Raw genomic sequence first — 16,162 nt, 5'->3', positions numbered from 1 at the left:
CCAGGCGCGAGCATGCACTGGAAGCTCTTCGCGGACCTCGCGGAAGTCGCCGGAACCGACACCGCGGCTGCCGACGAGGAAGCGACGACCGTCGGGGAAGCCCTCGACGCGCTCCTCGCGGACCGACCCGCGCTCGAAGATCGCGTACTGGACGACGACGGCACCGTGTACGAGCACGTCAACGTCCTTCGGAACGGGACCGACGTGACGGCGACGGAGGACGGCCTCGAAACCCAAATCGACGACGGCGACGAGCTGGCGCTGTTCCCGCCGGTCAGCGGTGGGTGAGCGAGGCCAGAGGAACGCCACCGGTGTTCGATAGCCGGAAGCGTCGTCGACCTACCGACCAGTGAGATCCGCTGCCAGAACGAAATCCGGTTCGTCGCCGATCTCGACGCGACAGGCCGCGAGGTCGCTGACGTGGCGAACCGTTTCGGGGATCAGAACGCGCGTCTGGTCCGCACCCACGGCGGCTGCGTCGGCGGCGATCGCTGACGTAAGCGACGCGCAGGCGTTGACGTCGTCCCAGGCAGCAGCGCCGAAAATGGCGATCCGTTCTTGCTCCCCCTCTTCCTCGTCCTCCTCCGTCCTTCGTTCGTCAACGCGTGACCGAACGGCCATCGCGACGGTGCGGTCCCCGTGCTGAATCGCGATGGTTCCAAGCCCCTCGTCGTCGGTGGGTTCCCCGCTGGCTGCTGCACCCCCGGCCGCCGCTGCGTCGAGGTCGTCACGGGTGAGCTCCCGGACGGCCCACGTCTCCGCGTCGTCGGCAGCGAGTCCCGAGAGCTGCTCGCGCGCGTCGCTGTGCGTCCAGTAGCGCCAGGCAGCCGCGGGATCGAGGACAGCTTCGGCGTCGTCGGGGCCGTGATCGGACGGATCCGCGCCTGCGGTCGGCTCGGGGCTGGCAAAACGTAGCTCCGTGGCTGGCTCGAACCCCGTCGCTCGGGACTGGCCGAGCCCGGCCCCGTTCCAGGAGAAGACCATGTTCCTGGCGACGGTCGCACCCTGCTCGTGCGCCCAGTCGAAGCCAGCCTCGACGATCCGGCTGCCAACGCCATCGCCACGGTAGGCCGGATGGACGCGCATGCCCTGCGCCCAGACCTCCTCGGCGGAGAGCATGGTGAACTGTGCGATGCCCGCGACGGCAGGTGCGCCGTCGGGAACGGCGCTTTCATCGGTGACCTCCGCAACCAGCGTCCTGGCGTCGTCGTTCTCGACCCACGACTCGAAGACGCGCGGGAGATACTCGAGACCATCCCGGTCGGGCCAGGATTCCGCGGCGATCGCCTCGATTGCCGTTGCGTCCTCCAGCCGAGCGTCGCGGACCGCGAACGAACTGGTCATTCCCACGGCGTCGATCGCTCGGTCAGTTCGCCGGCGATCGGGGTCCGCATCGTTTCGGCGACGGCGTCGGGGCGGTTCGCGAGTGCCCACATCAGCTTCACCGTCGCGGTGCCCGGGAGGAGGTCCTCGCCCTCGATGACACCGGCGTCGAGGAGATCCCGACCGGTGTCGTAGACCCGGTCGCAGATCCGGCCGTCGATGCACTGGCTGGTCATGACGACAGGCGTACCGTCCTCGATGGCGTCCTCGAGAATGGGGACGAGGTCGGTGTTCACGTGGCCGAGACCGGTACCCTCGATCACGAGGCCGTCGGCGTCCTCGGCAGCGATCTCGACGATGCGCTCGTTCATGCCCGGAGCGAACTTCACGAGGTCGACGTTCGACTCGATCTCGTCGTGCAGCGCGAGATCGGCGTCGCCGCGCTGGGCGTACTCGCGGCGGAAGCTGACCCCAGCGCCCTCGGCATCGACGTCGGCGTCACCGCCAGGGTCCGCGTCGCCGGCAACGGCGTAGTCGACCTCGCCGAGCGGTGCCGCGCCGACGGTCTCGAAGGCGTCGCGGCGGGACGTATGATTCTTCCTCGCGCGCGTCCCGCGGTGGAGCGCACAGACGTCGTCGGACTCGGAGGCGTGCATGCAGATGAGAACCTCCGCGCAGTCGGATTTTGCTGCCTCGACGGCACAGACGGCGTTCATCACGTTGTCCGAGGACGGTCGGTCCGCAGAGCGCTGACTGCCGGTGAAGACGATCGGGACCGGCGAGTCGAGCATGAAGGAGAGCGCGGCGGCGGAGTACTGCATCGTGTCCGTGCCGTGCATGACGACGACGCCGTCGGCGCCGGCCTCGATCTCCTCGTGGACAGCGCGGGCGAGATCCCGCCAGACGTCCGGCGTCATGTTTTCCGAGAGGATGTTCGCGACGACGCGGCCCCGGTAGTTCGCCCGGCCGGCGAGATCCGGTACGGCGCGCAGCACGTCCTCGGCGTCGAAGCGAGCGGTCACCGCGCCCGTCCGGTAGTCAACCGTCGACGCGATCGTTCCACCCGTCGAGATCAGCGAGATCGTCGGGAGCGCCTCGTCGAACGACACTTCGGTGTGGCCGTCGGCGTCCGTCTGTGCGCCCTCGATCTCGTGGACACCGGTCTCGAGGACCTCGACGTCCGCGTCCTCGCGGTCGATCCCGACGTTGTAGCCGCCGTCGAGCTTCACCACCAGATGCTCGCGCGTCGAAGAGGGGAGCATGACGCCCTCGTAGGTCTGGTCCGCTCGATCGACGCGGACCCGGTCGCCTGCGTTCATACTGGCGCGTTCCGTCCCGCGGCTCTTGAACCCTCCCGTTCGAGGGACGCATCGCGGGACTTCTCCCGCTCGGCTTGATCGGCCGCATTCGCTTGCGGTATCGTATCAGCTGGCAGCATCGTATCGACTGGCGCAATCGTATCGGACCGTCGGCTCGACCAGTCCGAGGGCTTAGGCCTCGGGACGAACAACGAACACCACATGACGCCCTCCACCCGGATGACGCGCCGTCGAGCGCTCGGCGTCGCTGTCGGCCTCGCGGGCTGCATCGACGGCACCAGTGATTCCGACGACGGCGCGAACGCCGACGCAGGCACGGACGATGGGAACGGAAACGGCGAGGCACTCGCCGACGTTCCCGACGCCGTCGCGCTGGAGCCCGTGCTCACCGGCATCCAGCAACCAGTGGGGACGGCGTTCGCATCGGCGGACGGCCTCCAGTACGTCGTGCTCCAGTCCGGTCGCGTCCTCGGCGTCGACGGGGACGGCCAGCTCGATTCGCCAGTCCTCGACCTCACGGAGTCCGTCGAATCAGGTGGCTACGAGCAGGGGCTCCTGGGGATCGCGCTCCACCCGGAGTTCGCGAGCAACCGGCGTGCGTTCCTCCGGTACAGCGCGCCAGTCCGGGAGGGCACGCCGGAAGAGTACAGCCATACGTTCGTTCTCGCGGCATTCGAAGCCACCGAGGACGGCACGCAGTTCCGCCCCGAGAGCGAGCGGACCATCCTCGAGATCCCCGAACCGCAGGCCAACCACAACGCCGGCGACCTCGCGTTCGGCCCGGACGGCCACCTCTACGTCCCTGTCGGTGACGGCGGGGCAGGTGGCGATCAGGGCCTCGGACACGTCGACGACTGGTACGACGCCGTCGATGGCGGCAACGGCCAGGACGTCACAGAGAATTTGCTCGGCAGCATCCTCCGGATCGACGTCGACAGCGAGCCTGGCGACGACAGCGCAGGTGCCGCCGACCAGCCCTACGCAATTCCCGAGGACAATCCGCTCGTCGGCGAAACCGGGCTCGACGAGCACTACGCGTGGGGACTGCGCAACCCCTGGGGCATCGCCTTCGACGGCGAAGACTGCTACGTCGCGGACGTCGGCCAGAGCAGCTATGAAGAGGTGAATCTCGTCGAGGCTGGCGGAAACTACGGCTGGAACGTCAGAGAGGCGACCCACTGTTACGGCGCCGATTCCTGTCCCGACGTCACACCCGCGGACGTGCGCGGCGGTGAACCCCTGCTCGACCCGATCGTCGAGTACCCCCACGACGGCCAGGGGATCACCGGGAACTCCGTCATCGGTGGCCACGTCTATCGCGGCGACGCGATTCCCGAGCTCGACGGTGTCTACGTCTTCGGCGATCTGAGCGCTCAGGGACGGCTGTTCGTAACCGCTGCTGGCGAGAATGGGGATGAGGGACTCTGGCCACTGGCGTCGCTGCAGACGGAGGGCGCGGGACTACAGTCGATATTCGCGTTCGGGCAAGATGCCGACGGGGAGCTGTACGTGCTCGGCAGCGGTGACGACGGCGGTGGAGTGTGGCGGATCGGTCCCAGAGGATAGTAGGACGCATGGAGGCGTCAGCGTGGCTTCCGCTGCTCAGAAGCGGTGAATCAGGAAGTCAGTGGAGGGATTTGAACCACGGTCGCACGGTCGCCTCGCTTCGCTCGGCGCTGCGTGCTCCCTGATTCAAATCCCTCCAGGTGGCTGCTTCGCTCCTCACGTTCGTTCGTCGCAGAAGCAAGCCGGTGGAGGGATTTGAACCCTCGGCCTAATCCTTACGAAGGATTCGCTCTAGCCAGTCTGAGCTACACCGGCGTGCACTCCTTCGTACCCAAGTTCGGGAAATAAGGGTTCCGAAAGTCCGTGCGGGCTCACCGACGCGAGAGCCGAACGTCGAGGCAGACGTTCACTTCGTGTGGCGCATACGAACGGACGATACGCTCTGTCTCGACCTCGACGTCGTAGCCCGGCTCTTCTCCATCGCCCGCGCGCTCCGCCGCGGCTTCGATCGCCTCGGTCCCGGGGCCAAACGGATCGTCCTCGTGCTGGATGTCGTAGAAGTGGAGTACGCACTCCTCGCCGGCGATGGCCATCGCCGCGTCGAGGAACTCGTCGGCGCTGTGGGGAAGATTCATCACGATTCGATCGGCCCACTCTGCGTACTCGTCGGCCGTCTCGCGAACGTCGGCGGCGATTCCCGTGACCGCATCCGCGACGCCGTTGGTCTCGGCGTTGGCCTCGAGATACTCGATCGCGACGGGGTTCTTGTCGACGCCGACGGCGGTCGCATCGCGCTGTGCCGCGGGGATGACGAAGGGGCCAACGCCAGCGAACATGTCGAAAACCTGCTCGCCGGCGTCGATCTGCTCGGTAACGCGGTGGCGCTCGGTCGCGAGCCGGGGCGAGAAGAACACCGCCGCGAGGTCCACGGCGTAAGAGCAGCCGTACTCTCGGTGGACGGTCTCCGTCGACTCGCCGTAGAGGACCTCCCACTCGCGCACGCGGAGTTCGCCTTCGATCTTCGAGGCGCGGTTGAGAACCGTCTCGACGGGAATGTCGGAGGCGACGATCGCGTCAGCGAGCGCTCGCGCCCGATCGGAGTCGTCCTCGTCGATGACGACGACGTCGCCGACGCGTTCGTAGCTCGGGTCGAACTCGAGGCGGTCCGCTGGCATCGTCTGCGTCTCGCGATCGCCCGTCTCGTGATCGACGACGTCGAGGTCGGACGGCACGGCGTCGGGATCGACGATCGGCACGAAGATATCCTCGCCCTCTACGGCGATCCGGCGATCGCGATCGAGGAGGTCCGCGTTCTCCAGTTGCTGGCGCACGGCCTCACCGTCGGTGCGCGGCGCGCGGACACAGGGCGACTGCATGTCACCGTCTCGGACCCGGCGTTCGGTAAGGCTGACGTTCCGACCCGGCGGACGGATCCCCGGATCGGTGCCGCCACCTGGAGTCCTCCGACCCCGGGAGATATGCCACCGGGGCCCGTCGTATCGCGCATGGATCTCGGACTCGACGGCAACGCTGCACTGGTCACTGCGAGCACGAGCGGGCTCGGGCTCGCGAGCGCACGAGCACTCGCACGCGAAGGTGCGAACGTGGCAATCTGTGGCCGAACGAAATCCGACCTCGACGAAGCGAAGGCGACGGTCGAGGCCGACGGCGGGGGCGACGTCATGGCGCGCCAGGCCGATATCACCGATCCCGACGACGTAGAGGACCTCGTCGAGACGACGGCGGAGGCCTACGACGGCATCGACCACGTCGTCACCTCTGCTGGCGGCGTTCCCAGCGGTGCCTTTCTCGATACCGACGATCGGGACTGGTACCGCGCCTACGACATGCTCGTGATGAGCCACGTCTGGACGCTCCGGGCGGCCCATCAACACCTGACTGAGAGCGATGCGGGCTCGGTTGTCTCGATCACCTCGACGAGCGTCAGTGAGGCGATCGACGGGCTCGTGCTCTCGAACGCGGTCCGGCGAGCCGTCGTCGGCACGATCGATACCATCGCCCGCGAGTGGGCACCGGACGTTCGCGCGAACGTCGTCATGCCCGGTGCTCACGAGACGCCGCGGATCGAGGAGCTGATCGAACAGGCACTCGACCGCGGTGAGTACGACAGCTACGAGGCGGGCCTCGAGGACTGGGCTGCACCGATCCCGCTCGGTCGAATCGGCGATCCGATGGAGCTCGGCGACGTCGTCGCATTTCTTTCGAGCGAGCGCGCGAGCTTCGTCACCGGGGCGACGCTCCCGATCGACGGCGGACGGACGCGGAGCTAGGCGAGTTCCACACGGAACGTGCAAATAACCAAGTTCCAGGAATACCGGCGGGTCGCGCTCACCAGGTCTCGACGTCGCCGTCGGTGACCGCTTCGACACAGGACCCGCAGTCCGCGTTTCCGGCCTCGTAACACGTCGGCCGGCCCTTGTCGTCCAGCGGCGCAAGCCGGCGTTCCTCGTAGCGTCGGCAGACGAGTCGGACGCGACCGTCGTCGTCGGTTGGCAGTGAGCCGGCGCCGCGAGCGTTCGAGAAGGCGTCCTTCGCGTCGCCAAGCTGGCTGCGTGCGTTCTTGAGGTTACCGAGGAAACCACTGGCTCCACTCGTCGACTCCTCCGGTGAGTCCGATTTCGTCTCCTCGGAGTTGGCGTCCGCTGCGGGCGCGTCCGCGTTCTCCACATCGTCGCTCACACTGACCACCCGTTCATGCGTCGGCGCTACGTGAGCAGGCCTAAAAAGGGGCAGGACGGCCAGACGGATTGGAAAACGTTGCGGAGGACCGTTGGGAGGAGTCGAAGAGTTCGATCGGTACCAACTCCCCGGCAGGGTGTCGCTGCTTCGGCAGATCGGCCGCGATACCGGCCGACACACATTTTACTCGCAACAGCAAGAAAGCCTTTTTACCCAGTGGTATCTCCTCACACCCATGTCTGAATCCGAGGCCAGGAGGCCCTTCGAGGATCCCTCCCTGCCAACGGAAGAGCAGATCGACGACCTCCTCGACCGGATGACGCTCGAGGAGAAGGCAGGGCAACTCGTTGGGATGCCCCTTGGCGACTTCGACCGAGGCCGCGACGTCGAAGAGGCCAAGGAACTCATCGACGAGCACAAGCTTGGCTCGGTCGCGCCATTCGGCTGGGGCGGCGCCTTCTACTGGACGCCCGAGGAGTGCGCGGAGGTCGCACGCGAACTCCAGGAGTACGCACGTCAGGAGTCGCGCCTCGGCATTCCGCTGCTGTTCAACGCCGACGCGGTCCACGGACACGCCTACGTCAAGGGCGCGACGACGTTCCCGAACGGCCTCGGGATGGCGGCGACCTGGGACACCGACCTCACCGAGCGAGCTGGGCAGGTAACCGGTAGCGAGCTTCGTGCGACGGGCATTCACCAGAACTACGGCCCGACCTGCGACGTCGGTCGTGATCCCCGCTGGGGCCGCGCCCACGAGACCTACGGCGAGAGCCCGTATCTCGTGAAGGAGCTCGTCGGTGCGGAGGTCACTGGCCTCCAGGGCGAGTACGGCACTATCGGCGACGACTCCGTCATCGCGACGGCCAAGCACTTCCCGGCGTACGGCGAACCCCGACGCGGCGAGGACGCCGCACCGGTCGAAGTGTCGAACTCGACGCTCCGGCGCGTCTTCCTGCCGTCCTTCGAGGCGGCCATCGAGGCCGACGTCGGCTCGGTGATGCCGTGTTACAATTCGATCGACGGCGAACCCGTTCACGGATCTCGGCGCTTCCTGACCGAACTCCTCCGCGAAGAACTTGGCTTCGACGGCCACGTCGTCTCGGACTGGGGTGGCGTCGACCATCTGCAGGAGGACCACAAGGTGACGCCAGACAGCAAGGCCAGCTCGCGACTCACGCGAAACGCTGGCCTCGACGTCATCTCCGTGGGGATGGGTCGCCACGCCGAGCACACCGTCGAGCTGGTCGAGGAGGGCGAACTCTCCGAGGCACAGATCGAAGAGAGCGTCCGGCGCGTGCTCCGCGCGAAGTTCGATCTCGGCCTCTTCGAGGGCGAGACGGCCGATCCCGAAACGGCCGAATCGACGCTTCGCGACGACGACCACGTCGAAACGTCCAGGGAGAGCATCCGCAAGTCGCTCACACTGCTCCAGAACGACGGCGACGTGCTCCCGCTCGACGATCCCGAGGAAATCTTCGTCGGGGGGCCCAACGCCGACGACCTGATCGCCCAGATCGGCGGCTGGTCCGTGATGGACGAAGAGGAGGTCCCCGGCAAGACGATCCGAGAAGGGCTCGAGACCGTCACCGACGCCGAGATCAGCTACGAGCGCGGTGCCGGCATCGCCGAGTACGACGACGTCGAGGCTGCTGCGGAGAAGGCCGCCGAAGCCGACGTCGCAGTCGTCGCCGTCGGCGAGGACTGGTACATTCACGAGTTCGGCCCACAGCAGGACGCTGGCCACCCGACGGGTGAGTTCCCGACGCGTACGGAGCTCGAACTTCCCGATCCCCAGCTCGAGCTGGTGCAGGCGATTCAGGAGACAGGTACGCCGACGGTCGGCGTGCTCGTTACCGGTCGCCCGCTCGCGACGCCGTGGATGGCCGAGCACCTGGACGCGCTCCTGATGGCCTACTTCCCCGGGAGCGAAGGTGGCGAAGTGCTCGCCGAAGCGCTCCTCGGTGAGGTCGAGCCAGCGGGTCGCCTCCCGATGTCGATTCCGAAGTCTGCTGGCCACCTTCCCAGCTACTTCAACTACCTCCGACATCCCCGCCCGATCGGTGACGACGAACACACCGACTCCTACGACCCACTGTTCGAGTTCGGCCACGGGCTCGGCTACGCTGAGATCGAGACGACCGACCTCGCACTCTCCGAGTCGACGATCGGCCCCGCCGAGAGCGTCGAGGTCGACGTCACGGTCGAGAACACCGGCGACCGGACGAGCAGCGAGGTCGTCCAGCTCTACGTAACCGACGAGTGGAGCACCACCGTGACGCCGATTCGCGAGCTCAAAGGGTTCGAGCGCGTCGAACTCGACGCCGGCGAGACGGTGACGGTGACGCTCGAACTCACCGCGGACGAGCTCGGAGTCACGGGTCCAGAGCCGCCACACCACGTCGAGGAGGGCGCCTTCCAGCTCCGCGTCGACGAGCACGAAGCCGAGCTCTCCGTCGAGAGCAGCTACTGAGCGGAAGGTAGCATTCGCCACAACCTCGACGACTGCGAACAGTACCCGACGGCTCGACTCCGTTTCTCCTGACAACGCCGATCGACCTCTCGAGTAGCATCCCTCTCGACCCGCGCTTCACTTTCACTCCGGCTTCCACTGGTTTATATGCGATACCGACCTAGCCTCGCTTGCCTCCCACCCAAACACACGAGGAGGCGAAAGATACCGATGGCAGATCTACGCCAACACGCGGAGGAAATCCGCGACCGATTTGACGATCACCTCGACGTCGACGTCGAGGAGGTACAGGAGAAACTCGAGACGCTCGTCGAGCAGTACGCGGTCCCCGTCGAAGAGGCCCGACGCAGCGTCGAGAGCAGCTACCGCGAGGAAGCAGGGATCGAGCGCGAGGACGTCGCTGGCGGCTCCAGCGATCTCGTCGAGATCACGACGATCGACGCCCCCGAGGAGTGGGTGACCGTCGAGGCAGTCGTGGTCGAGCTGTGGGAGCCCCGCAGTGACTCGATCGCCCAGGTCGGCCTGCTCGGCGACCCCACCGGCACGGTGAAGTTCACGAAGTGGGCGACCTCCGACCTCGATGAGCTCGAGGAGGGACAGGGCTACCGACTCGGCAACGTCGTCACTGACGAGTACGAGGGCAACTTCTCGGTGAAGCTCAACCGAACGACCACCATCGAGGAGCTGGACGAGGAGATCGAAGTCGGCGACGACAGCGAAGAGATCGACGGCGCGCTCATCGACGTCCAGTCGGGCTCCGGCCTGATCAAGCGCTGCCCAGAGGAGGAGTGCACGCGCGTCCTCCAGAACGGACGGTGCTCGGAGCACGGCGACGTCGAAGGCGAGTTCGACCTCCGAATCAAGGCCGTCCTCGACGACGGTCTCGAGGCCCGCGAGGTCATCTTCGACAAGGACGCAACCGAGGCGCTCACCGGCATCGAGCTGGAGGAAGCCAAAGACATGGCCATGGACGCCCTCGACACGGAGGTCGTCGCAGAGGAGATGACGACCGACGTGCTCGGACGCTACTACCGCGTCTCGGGTCCAACCTTCGGACGCTACCTGCTCGTCGACGAGATGGAGCAACTCGGCGAGCCAGAGGAAATCGAAGACACACTCATCAAAGCGAGGTCGATCTAGATGTCAAGCGCACCCACCCGCGAGGTCGCCCAGCGCGTCTTCGCACGCGAGTTCAACGACGCCAGCTACACCTTCAAAGAGTCCGACGACGAGCGCGCCCCCAACTACGCGCTCATGCCGACCGGTGCACGCGCCAATCGCGTGTTCTTCGTCGGCACCCTCACCGAGAAAGAGGACGTCGGCGACGACAGCGAGTACTGGCGTGGCCGTATCGTCGATCCCTCCGGCACGTTCTTCGTCTACGCCGGACAGTACCAGCCCGACGCCGCGTCGATGCTCCGGGAGCTCGAAGCCCCCGAGTACGTCGCCGTCGCTGGCAAACCCCGGACCTACGAGACCGAGGAGGGACAGGTGAACGTCTCCGTCCGACCGGAGTCGATCACCGTCGTCGATCAGGGCACCCGCGATCGCTGGGTCGTCGAAGCCGCCGAGCGCACCATCGAGCGTATCGAAGCTATCGACGACGAGACAAGCGAGTACGCCACGATGGCGCGCGAGCAGTACGGCGAGGACACCTCCGAGTATCTCGAAGCCGCCATCGAGGCGCTCGAAACGATCGAGGGCGAGGCGGCACCGACGCCGTAGCTCCCCGCAACTCACACGCTCCGCTGGGAGTTTCCCGGCGACGCTCCCCTTTCTTCCGTACAGCGACGGCTCCTGCCCCGTCCACCGGCGACGGCGATCGGTTCGGACGTTGCTACGCTCGATCGGCCGAACCCCACCGGGTGGGACTGAGCGGAATCTTCGATTCTGCGAAGGTCGAGAGGCGAGCGGAGCGAGTCTCTCGGGACTGGAAGGGGCCGACCGGTCGCTGGATCTACCGAAGTAAGCACTGCACTGAGCGAACGCAGTGAGCGAAGGAAGCGCGCAGCGAGATAGATCCAGCGAGCGGGAGGGGGCTTCCAAGACGGCATCCGCGACGTAGTTTCAGAACCAACTGTGTCGCCGATTTGGTTTCTTCCTTTCAAGCGCTAGACGGGCGTCTGACGAACGGTTAAGTACGATGAACACCCATATCGATGACACCATGGGCAACAAGAACAAGACGATCTCCTTCCGGGTCAACGAGGACTCCTTCGAGACTCTGCGGGAGATCGCGGAGGAGCGGGACATCTCCCTCTCTGCCGTGTTTCGGGACTACGTCGACATGCTGGTCGCTCACGACGGGCAGGTAGAGGTCGTGCCCGAGCACGAAGTGCGGGACAGCGCCGAAGAGTCGACCTCGGAGTTCCCGCCGAAAGTCACTGTACCGAAGAGCTTCGTTCGCGAGCACGAGCGCCTCGAACTCGAGGCGGAGCATCTACGCGAGCAGCTCGACGAGCACAAGCAGTACGTGACCGCGCTGCGTGAGGAGCTCGAATCGACCGAAGACGGCGAGGACGTCATCCACCTCGAAGAGCTCGACGAGGATCGTGGTGAGACGGACGAACCCTTTCGTCTCGGCTGAGGCGCACAGTATCGAGCGCCACGCTAGCCGGACAGATCAGCGATCGCGGCTGCTGCCCGACGGCGGGCCTCATCGTCACCCTCGACGTCGGCCAGGGATTCGACAGCCTCGAGGATCCGAACAGCCTGATCGAGAAAGGACAGGACGTCGCCGGAGTAGGCGTAGACCATATAGTCGGCGGACATGACGTCGACGATGGCCTCCGGCGAGTGACCCTCCTCGCGTAGTTCGAGCAGGTAGACCAGGAACTTCTCCTCCGGGCAGCCACAGTAGGGATTCGCGTTGCAGTCGCAGTCCAGAAAGTCCTCGGCGAACTCAAGCACCTTCTCCCGGGTCGCTTCGTCGAGCTTCTCGAGCCCGTTGCCCTGGAAGAGGAGATCGAGGGTCGCACCGGAGAAGGCACCACGCGGGATCGACGTCTCGAGCTGACTCGAGAGCTGCCGGTGGTTCTTCACGTAGATCTTGTCGGTGATCGCCACGGTGACGCCGGTAGGGGGAGCAACGCTAAAAGCACCACGTCACGGGCACGGACGCGATTCGATCGGGAACCCGTGGCACGCGTCGGGGCCAGTCGTAACCTATAACACCGCACCACGGGGTACAATCGAATGCGTGTCCGGGTTGGGGTAGTGGTTATCCTTCAGCCTTGTGGAGGCTGAGACGCGGGTTCGATTCTCGCACCCGGACTTCTCCGCGAGGAACGTAGTGACGAGCGGTGTAGCCGGAAGGCGAGAGTCGAACCCTACGAGTCGCGCGCAACGGGCGAAGCGAGTGAGCACGTCTCGGTTCGGTTCGATTCTCGCACCCGGACGTTTTCACAACGACCGCAGGGAGGAGTGGCAAAGCTGGAACGCGAAACCGAATCCTGCCAGTCGCAGCGGCCGAGAGAAGCGACGCCGACCGTCTGGCTCCGGTTCGATTCTCGCGCCCGGACGTTTTCGCCACGCCCTCGCGAACGGAGTGAGCGACGGCTCGGGGGCACTGCCACTCCGGTGAACGAACGTGAGAAGTGGTAAAGCTGGACGTCGATAGTGAAATCCTAGGAGACGTGGGTACCGAGCGAACCGACTAAGCACGTCTCGAGCCAGTTCGCGCATGCAATCTCTGTTGCTGCTGGGAGCCATCTCACGACCGACAGGAATTCACAGAGAACGAATCGTTCAGAGCACCAGCTGCTGGAGCTGCGTCGATCGCCGTTGAATGTCCACCGCAGGGTCGAGACCGGGATCTTCAGCCAGCCGGTCGAGTGCGAGCATCGGATCGCTTCCTTCGTCCTCGAGCTGGTCGACCAGCTCCTCGATCTCCGAGCGGTTAGTGGCGAGCGCATCGAGCAGATCGACGAGGAGGACGACGCCGACTCCTGCGTCGCCCGCCGGCAACTCCTCGCTGATGGCGTCGAGGTCCTCGGCCGTCGAGTCTCCGGCATCCGACTCGATCGTCAGGCAGTTCGTACACACTGTGACCGTTTCGTCGGGGGCGAACTGCTGGAGCGAGCCTGGCACTGCGTAGTCGACCATTGCCGCTTCGCACAGAGAACATGGCATACCCAGAGTCTGATAGACGAGGGTGTAAATGGGTGCGGAATCAGGGACGACGGCGTAGCCGCTGAGTGATCGGCAGTGGTGAAAAAGTGGGGAAAACGAAACGGGAAGGGCATCGAACGGGGAGGCGGCAGTCAGTTCGACGTTCCGGCAGCGACTGCCTCTTCGGCGGCGGCGGCCTCTGCTTCGGCCCGCTCGGCCTTTTCGGCTTCCTCCTTCTTGTCCTTGATCTTCTTCATCCGGAAGATCTCTTCTCGCTCCTGTTCTTCGAGTTTCTGCTCGATGTACTCCTTGTTGTCGTGGAGTTCGGGGAGCAGCTTGAACTCGAGTGCGTTGACGCGGCGTTTGGTCTTCTCGATCTCGTCGAGCATCTTCTTCATCGCTGTCTCGACTTCCGCAGCGAGAATGATCGACTCGAGGAGCTCTTCGTATGCTTCGGCAGCCTCGTCGATACGTGCGCTGGTGCCGAGAACACCGTAACCACGCTGATCGAGACTCTTCTGGACGCTGGTCGACTCGATCTGGGGGACGACCACGCCCATGATGTTCTTCGCCTCGGTCGAGATTTCGGGGTGGTCCTTGAGCGCAGTCGCCGCGCCACGGACCGCGACGTCGCCCTCCATCGCGCGGGCCATGTCGATGGTCTGCTGGGCGTCCTGATAGTCGGACTCGACGTTCTCCCGAACGGACTGAGCCTGATCGAGAATCTCCTTGAACTCCATGATCAGCCCGTCACGCTTCTTCTCCAGGGTGTCGTGCCCACGCTCGGAGAGCTCGATCCTGTCCTCGATCTCCATGAGGTTCTTCCGGGTGGGTTTGACGTCCTTGGCCATTGGCAGACGGTTACCAACGGACGGGGGTAGTCCTTACGATCGGGCGTCGGAAAAGTGGGACCAGCGCACGGCAAAACAGCCGTCCCTGCGGTCAGTATCGACGGTTCGCTGGCTCCCTACCGGGGAGTCGCGACGTGCTGTAGCCGAACACGACGTAGCCCAGCGGACCCGCAAGCGCCAGCGACAACACCGATTCGAGGAAGAGGTCGGTTCCGGCGACGAACCGAAACGCGGTGAAGTTGATCACTACCCACAGCAAAAGCGTGTAGGTAGCGTACTCGCGGAACGCATCGAATCGGCTTCGCATCACGCGTACCACTCACACGCACCACTATATAGTTTACCCATAGTTGCGGCTACAACAGCACCTCAATGGCGTGGAAGAAACCGCGCAATCGATCGGCGCAGTTGATGCCATCGACTCCTGGTCGAACCAGAACGGCGAAAAGTGAGATCAGCTACGAAGACCGTCAGTCCGCAGAGAGTTCTTCGGCCGCTTCGTCTTCGTAGTGCTCCTCGATGAGCTCCTCGTCGATCCGGTTCAGTTCGTCGCGTGGGAGCGTCGAGAGCAGATCCCAACCGACGTCGAGGGTCTCCTCGATCTCGCGGTCGGTCGTGAAGCCCTGCTGGACGAACTCCTCCTCGAAGCGGTCCGCGAAGTCGAGGAAGCGGTTGTCACGCTCGCTGAGTGCTTCCCGACCCACGATGTTGACGAGGTCGCGAAGGTCCTCGCCCTCTGCGTAGGCTGCGTAGAGCTGGTCGGAGACGTCCCCGTGGTCCTCGCGCGTGAGGCCCTCGCCGATGCCGTCGTCCATCAGCCGAGAGAGGCTGGGGAGGACGTTGATCGGGGGCTCTACGCCCTGCGAGTTGAGGTCGGGGTCGACGATGATCTGCCCCTCCGTGATGTACCCCGTCAGGTCCGGGATCGGGTGGGTGATGTCGTCGCTGGGCATCGTCAGGATCGGAATCTGCGTGACAGATCCCTCCTCGCCCTCGATCCGACCTGCTCGCTCGTAGAGCTGTGCCAGGTCGGTGTACATGTACCCGGGGTATCCCCGACGACCGGGGACCTCCTCCCGAGCGGCGCCGATCTCGCGCAGCGCCTCGCAGTAGTTCGTCATGTCCGTCAGGATGACGAGGACGTGATAGTCCTTGTCGAAGGCGAGATACTCGGCGGTCGTCAGCGCCATCCGTGGGGTGACCGTCCGCTCGACTGCGGGGTCGTCCGCGAGGTTCATGAAGACGACAGAGCGCTCCAGCGCGCCGGTGCGCTCGAAGTCCTGCATGAACTCGTTGGCCTCCTCCTGAGTGATCCCCATCGCACCGAAGATCACTGCGAACTCCGAGTCTTCCTCGTCCTCGTCGGAGGCATCCTCGGGAACGCTCGCCTGTCGAGCGATCTGAAGTGCCAGGTCGCTGTGAGGCTGACCCGAACTGGAGAAGATCGGAAGCTTCTGGCCGCGGACCAGCGTGTTCATGCCGTCGATAGCCGACACGCCGGTCTGGATGAACTCCTCGGGGTACTCCCGGGAGTAGGGATTGATGGCTTCGCCGACGATGTCGCGTCGCTCGTCGGGGACGATGTCCGGTCCGCCGTCGATCGGTCGACCGGAGCCGTCGAGCACCCGACCGAGGAGGTCCTCGGTGACGGGCATCTTCATCGTCTCGCCGAGGAAGCGAACGGAAGCCTCGCGGTTGATGCCTTCCGTTCCCTCGAAGACCTGGATCGCGACGACGCCGCTTTCACTCTCCAGAACCTGACCGCGCTTGGTCTCGCCGCTTGGCGTCTCGATCTCGACGATCTCGTCGTACCCGATTGGCTCGTCGACCTCCGCGAACACCAGCGGTCCGCTGACCTCGGTGATCGTCTGGTATTCCTTCAT

At 65.2% G+C, this 16,162-nt stretch carries 16 protein-coding genes and 2 tRNA genes; 8 read left to right on the top strand and 10 right to left on the bottom strand.

Annotated features, from left to right (window positions below; translation table 11 throughout):
- Window positions 1-12: 12 nt before the first annotated feature.
- Window positions 13-288 carry a ubiquitin-like small modifier protein 1 gene (locus MXF70_RS09735; RefSeq protein ID WP_248515442.1) on the top strand — a complete coding sequence of 92 codons (276 nt, stop codon included), beginning with the start codon at window positions 13-15 and terminating at the stop codon, window positions 286-288.
- A 51-nt stretch (window positions 289-339) separates the two neighbouring features.
- Here the strand turns inward: MXF70_RS09735 and MXF70_RS09730 are convergent, their stop codons facing one another.
- Window positions 340-1,344, bottom strand: coding sequence for a GNAT family N-acetyltransferase (locus tag MXF70_RS09730; RefSeq protein WP_248515441.1), 1,005 nt, complete (start codon window positions 1,342-1,344; stop codon window positions 340-342).
- A complete protein-coding gene (gene gatD, locus MXF70_RS09725; RefSeq protein ID WP_248515440.1) occupies window positions 1,341-2,642 on the bottom strand; it encodes a Glu-tRNA(Gln) amidotransferase subunit GatD in 1,302 nt (433 codons plus the stop codon). The genes MXF70_RS09730 and gatD overlap by 4 nt, the downstream gene beginning before the upstream one ends.
- 201 nt (window positions 2,643-2,843) lie before the next feature.
- On the opposite strand from gatD, the gene MXF70_RS09720 reads away from it, so the two are divergent.
- Window positions 2,844-4,208 carry a PQQ-dependent sugar dehydrogenase gene (locus MXF70_RS09720; protein ID WP_248515439.1) on the top strand — a complete coding sequence of 455 codons (1,365 nt, stop codon included), beginning with the start codon at window positions 2,844-2,846 and terminating at the stop codon, window positions 4,206-4,208.
- 180 nt (window positions 4,209-4,388) lie between these two features.
- On the opposite strand, the gene MXF70_RS09715 is transcribed toward MXF70_RS09720, so the two are convergent.
- Both MXF70_RS09715 and MXF70_RS09710 read right to left on the bottom strand, forming a co-directional pair.
- Window positions 4,389-4,463 (bottom strand) — tRNA-Thr (locus MXF70_RS09715).
- Between the two features lie 56 nt (window positions 4,464-4,519).
- On the bottom strand, window positions 4,520-5,524 hold the full coding sequence (locus tag MXF70_RS09710) for a class I SAM-dependent methyltransferase (RefSeq protein WP_248515438.1): 1,005 nt from the start codon (window positions 5,522-5,524) through the stop codon (window positions 4,520-4,522).
- A gap of 129 nt (window positions 5,525-5,653) precedes the next feature.
- Between MXF70_RS09710 and MXF70_RS09705 the strand changes: the two genes are divergently transcribed.
- A complete protein-coding gene (locus MXF70_RS09705) occupies window positions 5,654-6,439 on the top strand; it encodes an SDR family oxidoreductase (RefSeq protein WP_248515437.1) in 786 nt (261 codons plus the stop codon).
- Between the two features lie 58 nt (window positions 6,440-6,497).
- On the opposite strand, the gene MXF70_RS09700 is transcribed toward MXF70_RS09705, so the two are convergent.
- Window positions 6,498-6,848, bottom strand: coding sequence for a DUF7091 family protein (locus MXF70_RS09700; protein WP_248515436.1), 351 nt, complete (start codon window positions 6,846-6,848; stop codon window positions 6,498-6,500).
- 235 nt (window positions 6,849-7,083) lie between these two features.
- Here MXF70_RS09700 and MXF70_RS09695 point away from each other — a divergent pair, with 235 nt between their 5' ends.
- The 4 genes from MXF70_RS09695 to MXF70_RS09680 all read left to right on the top strand — a co-directional run bounded on the left by MXF70_RS09695 (window position 7,084) and on the right by MXF70_RS09680 (window position 11,905).
- On the top strand, window positions 7,084-9,318 hold the full coding sequence (locus MXF70_RS09695) for a glycoside hydrolase family 3 N-terminal domain-containing protein (protein WP_248515435.1): 2,235 nt from the start codon (window positions 7,084-7,086) through the stop codon (window positions 9,316-9,318).
- A gap of 210 nt (window positions 9,319-9,528) precedes the next feature.
- The gene (locus MXF70_RS09690; protein ID WP_248515434.1) at window positions 9,529-10,458 is read left to right on the top strand and encodes a replication factor A; all 930 of its coding nucleotides are present in this window, start codon (window positions 9,529-9,531) and stop codon (window positions 10,456-10,458) included.
- A complete protein-coding gene (locus MXF70_RS09685; protein ID WP_248515433.1) occupies window positions 10,459-11,043 on the top strand; it encodes an RPA family protein in 585 nt (194 codons plus the stop codon).
- 442 nt (window positions 11,044-11,485) lie between these two features.
- The gene (locus tag MXF70_RS09680; RefSeq protein ID WP_248518383.1) at window positions 11,486-11,905 is read left to right on the top strand and encodes a DUF8146 domain-containing protein; all 420 of its coding nucleotides are present in this window, start codon (window positions 11,486-11,488) and stop codon (window positions 11,903-11,905) included.
- 23 nt (window positions 11,906-11,928) lie between these two features.
- Here MXF70_RS09680 and MXF70_RS09675 read toward each other — a convergent pair whose 3' ends face one another.
- Entirely contained in the window at window positions 11,929-12,384 is a 456-nt protein-coding gene (locus tag MXF70_RS09675; protein ID WP_248515432.1) for a DUF5814 domain-containing protein, read from the bottom strand.
- 136 nt (window positions 12,385-12,520) lie between these two features.
- Here MXF70_RS09675 and MXF70_RS09670 point away from each other — a divergent pair.
- A tRNA-His gene (locus tag MXF70_RS09670) sits at window positions 12,521-12,592 on the top strand.
- 473 nt (window positions 12,593-13,065) lie between these two features.
- Here the strand turns inward: MXF70_RS09670 and MXF70_RS09665 are convergent.
- The 4 genes from MXF70_RS09665 to MXF70_RS09650 all read right to left on the bottom strand — a co-directional run bounded on the left by MXF70_RS09665 (window position 13,066) and on the right by MXF70_RS09650 (window position 16,162).
- Window positions 13,066-13,449, bottom strand: coding sequence for a DUF6276 family protein (locus MXF70_RS09665; RefSeq protein WP_259370346.1), 384 nt, complete (start codon window positions 13,447-13,449; stop codon window positions 13,066-13,068).
- Between the two features lie 131 nt (window positions 13,450-13,580).
- A complete protein-coding gene (locus MXF70_RS09660) occupies window positions 13,581-14,279 on the bottom strand; it encodes a V-type ATP synthase subunit D (RefSeq protein WP_248515430.1) in 699 nt (232 codons plus the stop codon).
- 91 nt (window positions 14,280-14,370) lie between these two features.
- Complete coding sequence (locus tag MXF70_RS09655; RefSeq protein WP_248515429.1) at window positions 14,371-14,586, bottom strand: hypothetical protein; 216 nt, start codon at window positions 14,584-14,586, stop codon at window positions 14,371-14,373.
- 163 nt (window positions 14,587-14,749) lie between these two features.
- Complete coding sequence (locus MXF70_RS09650; RefSeq protein WP_248515428.1) at window positions 14,750-16,162, bottom strand: ATP synthase subunit B; 1,413 nt, start codon at window positions 16,160-16,162, stop codon at window positions 14,750-14,752.

Origin of the sequence: Salinarchaeum laminariae, from assembly GCF_023204835.1 — an archaeon.
Classification (GTDB): domain Archaea; phylum Halobacteriota; class Halobacteria; order Halobacteriales; family Salinarchaeaceae; genus Salinarchaeum; species Salinarchaeum laminariae.
This window is presented reverse-complemented; position numbering and strand designations above follow the sequence as displayed.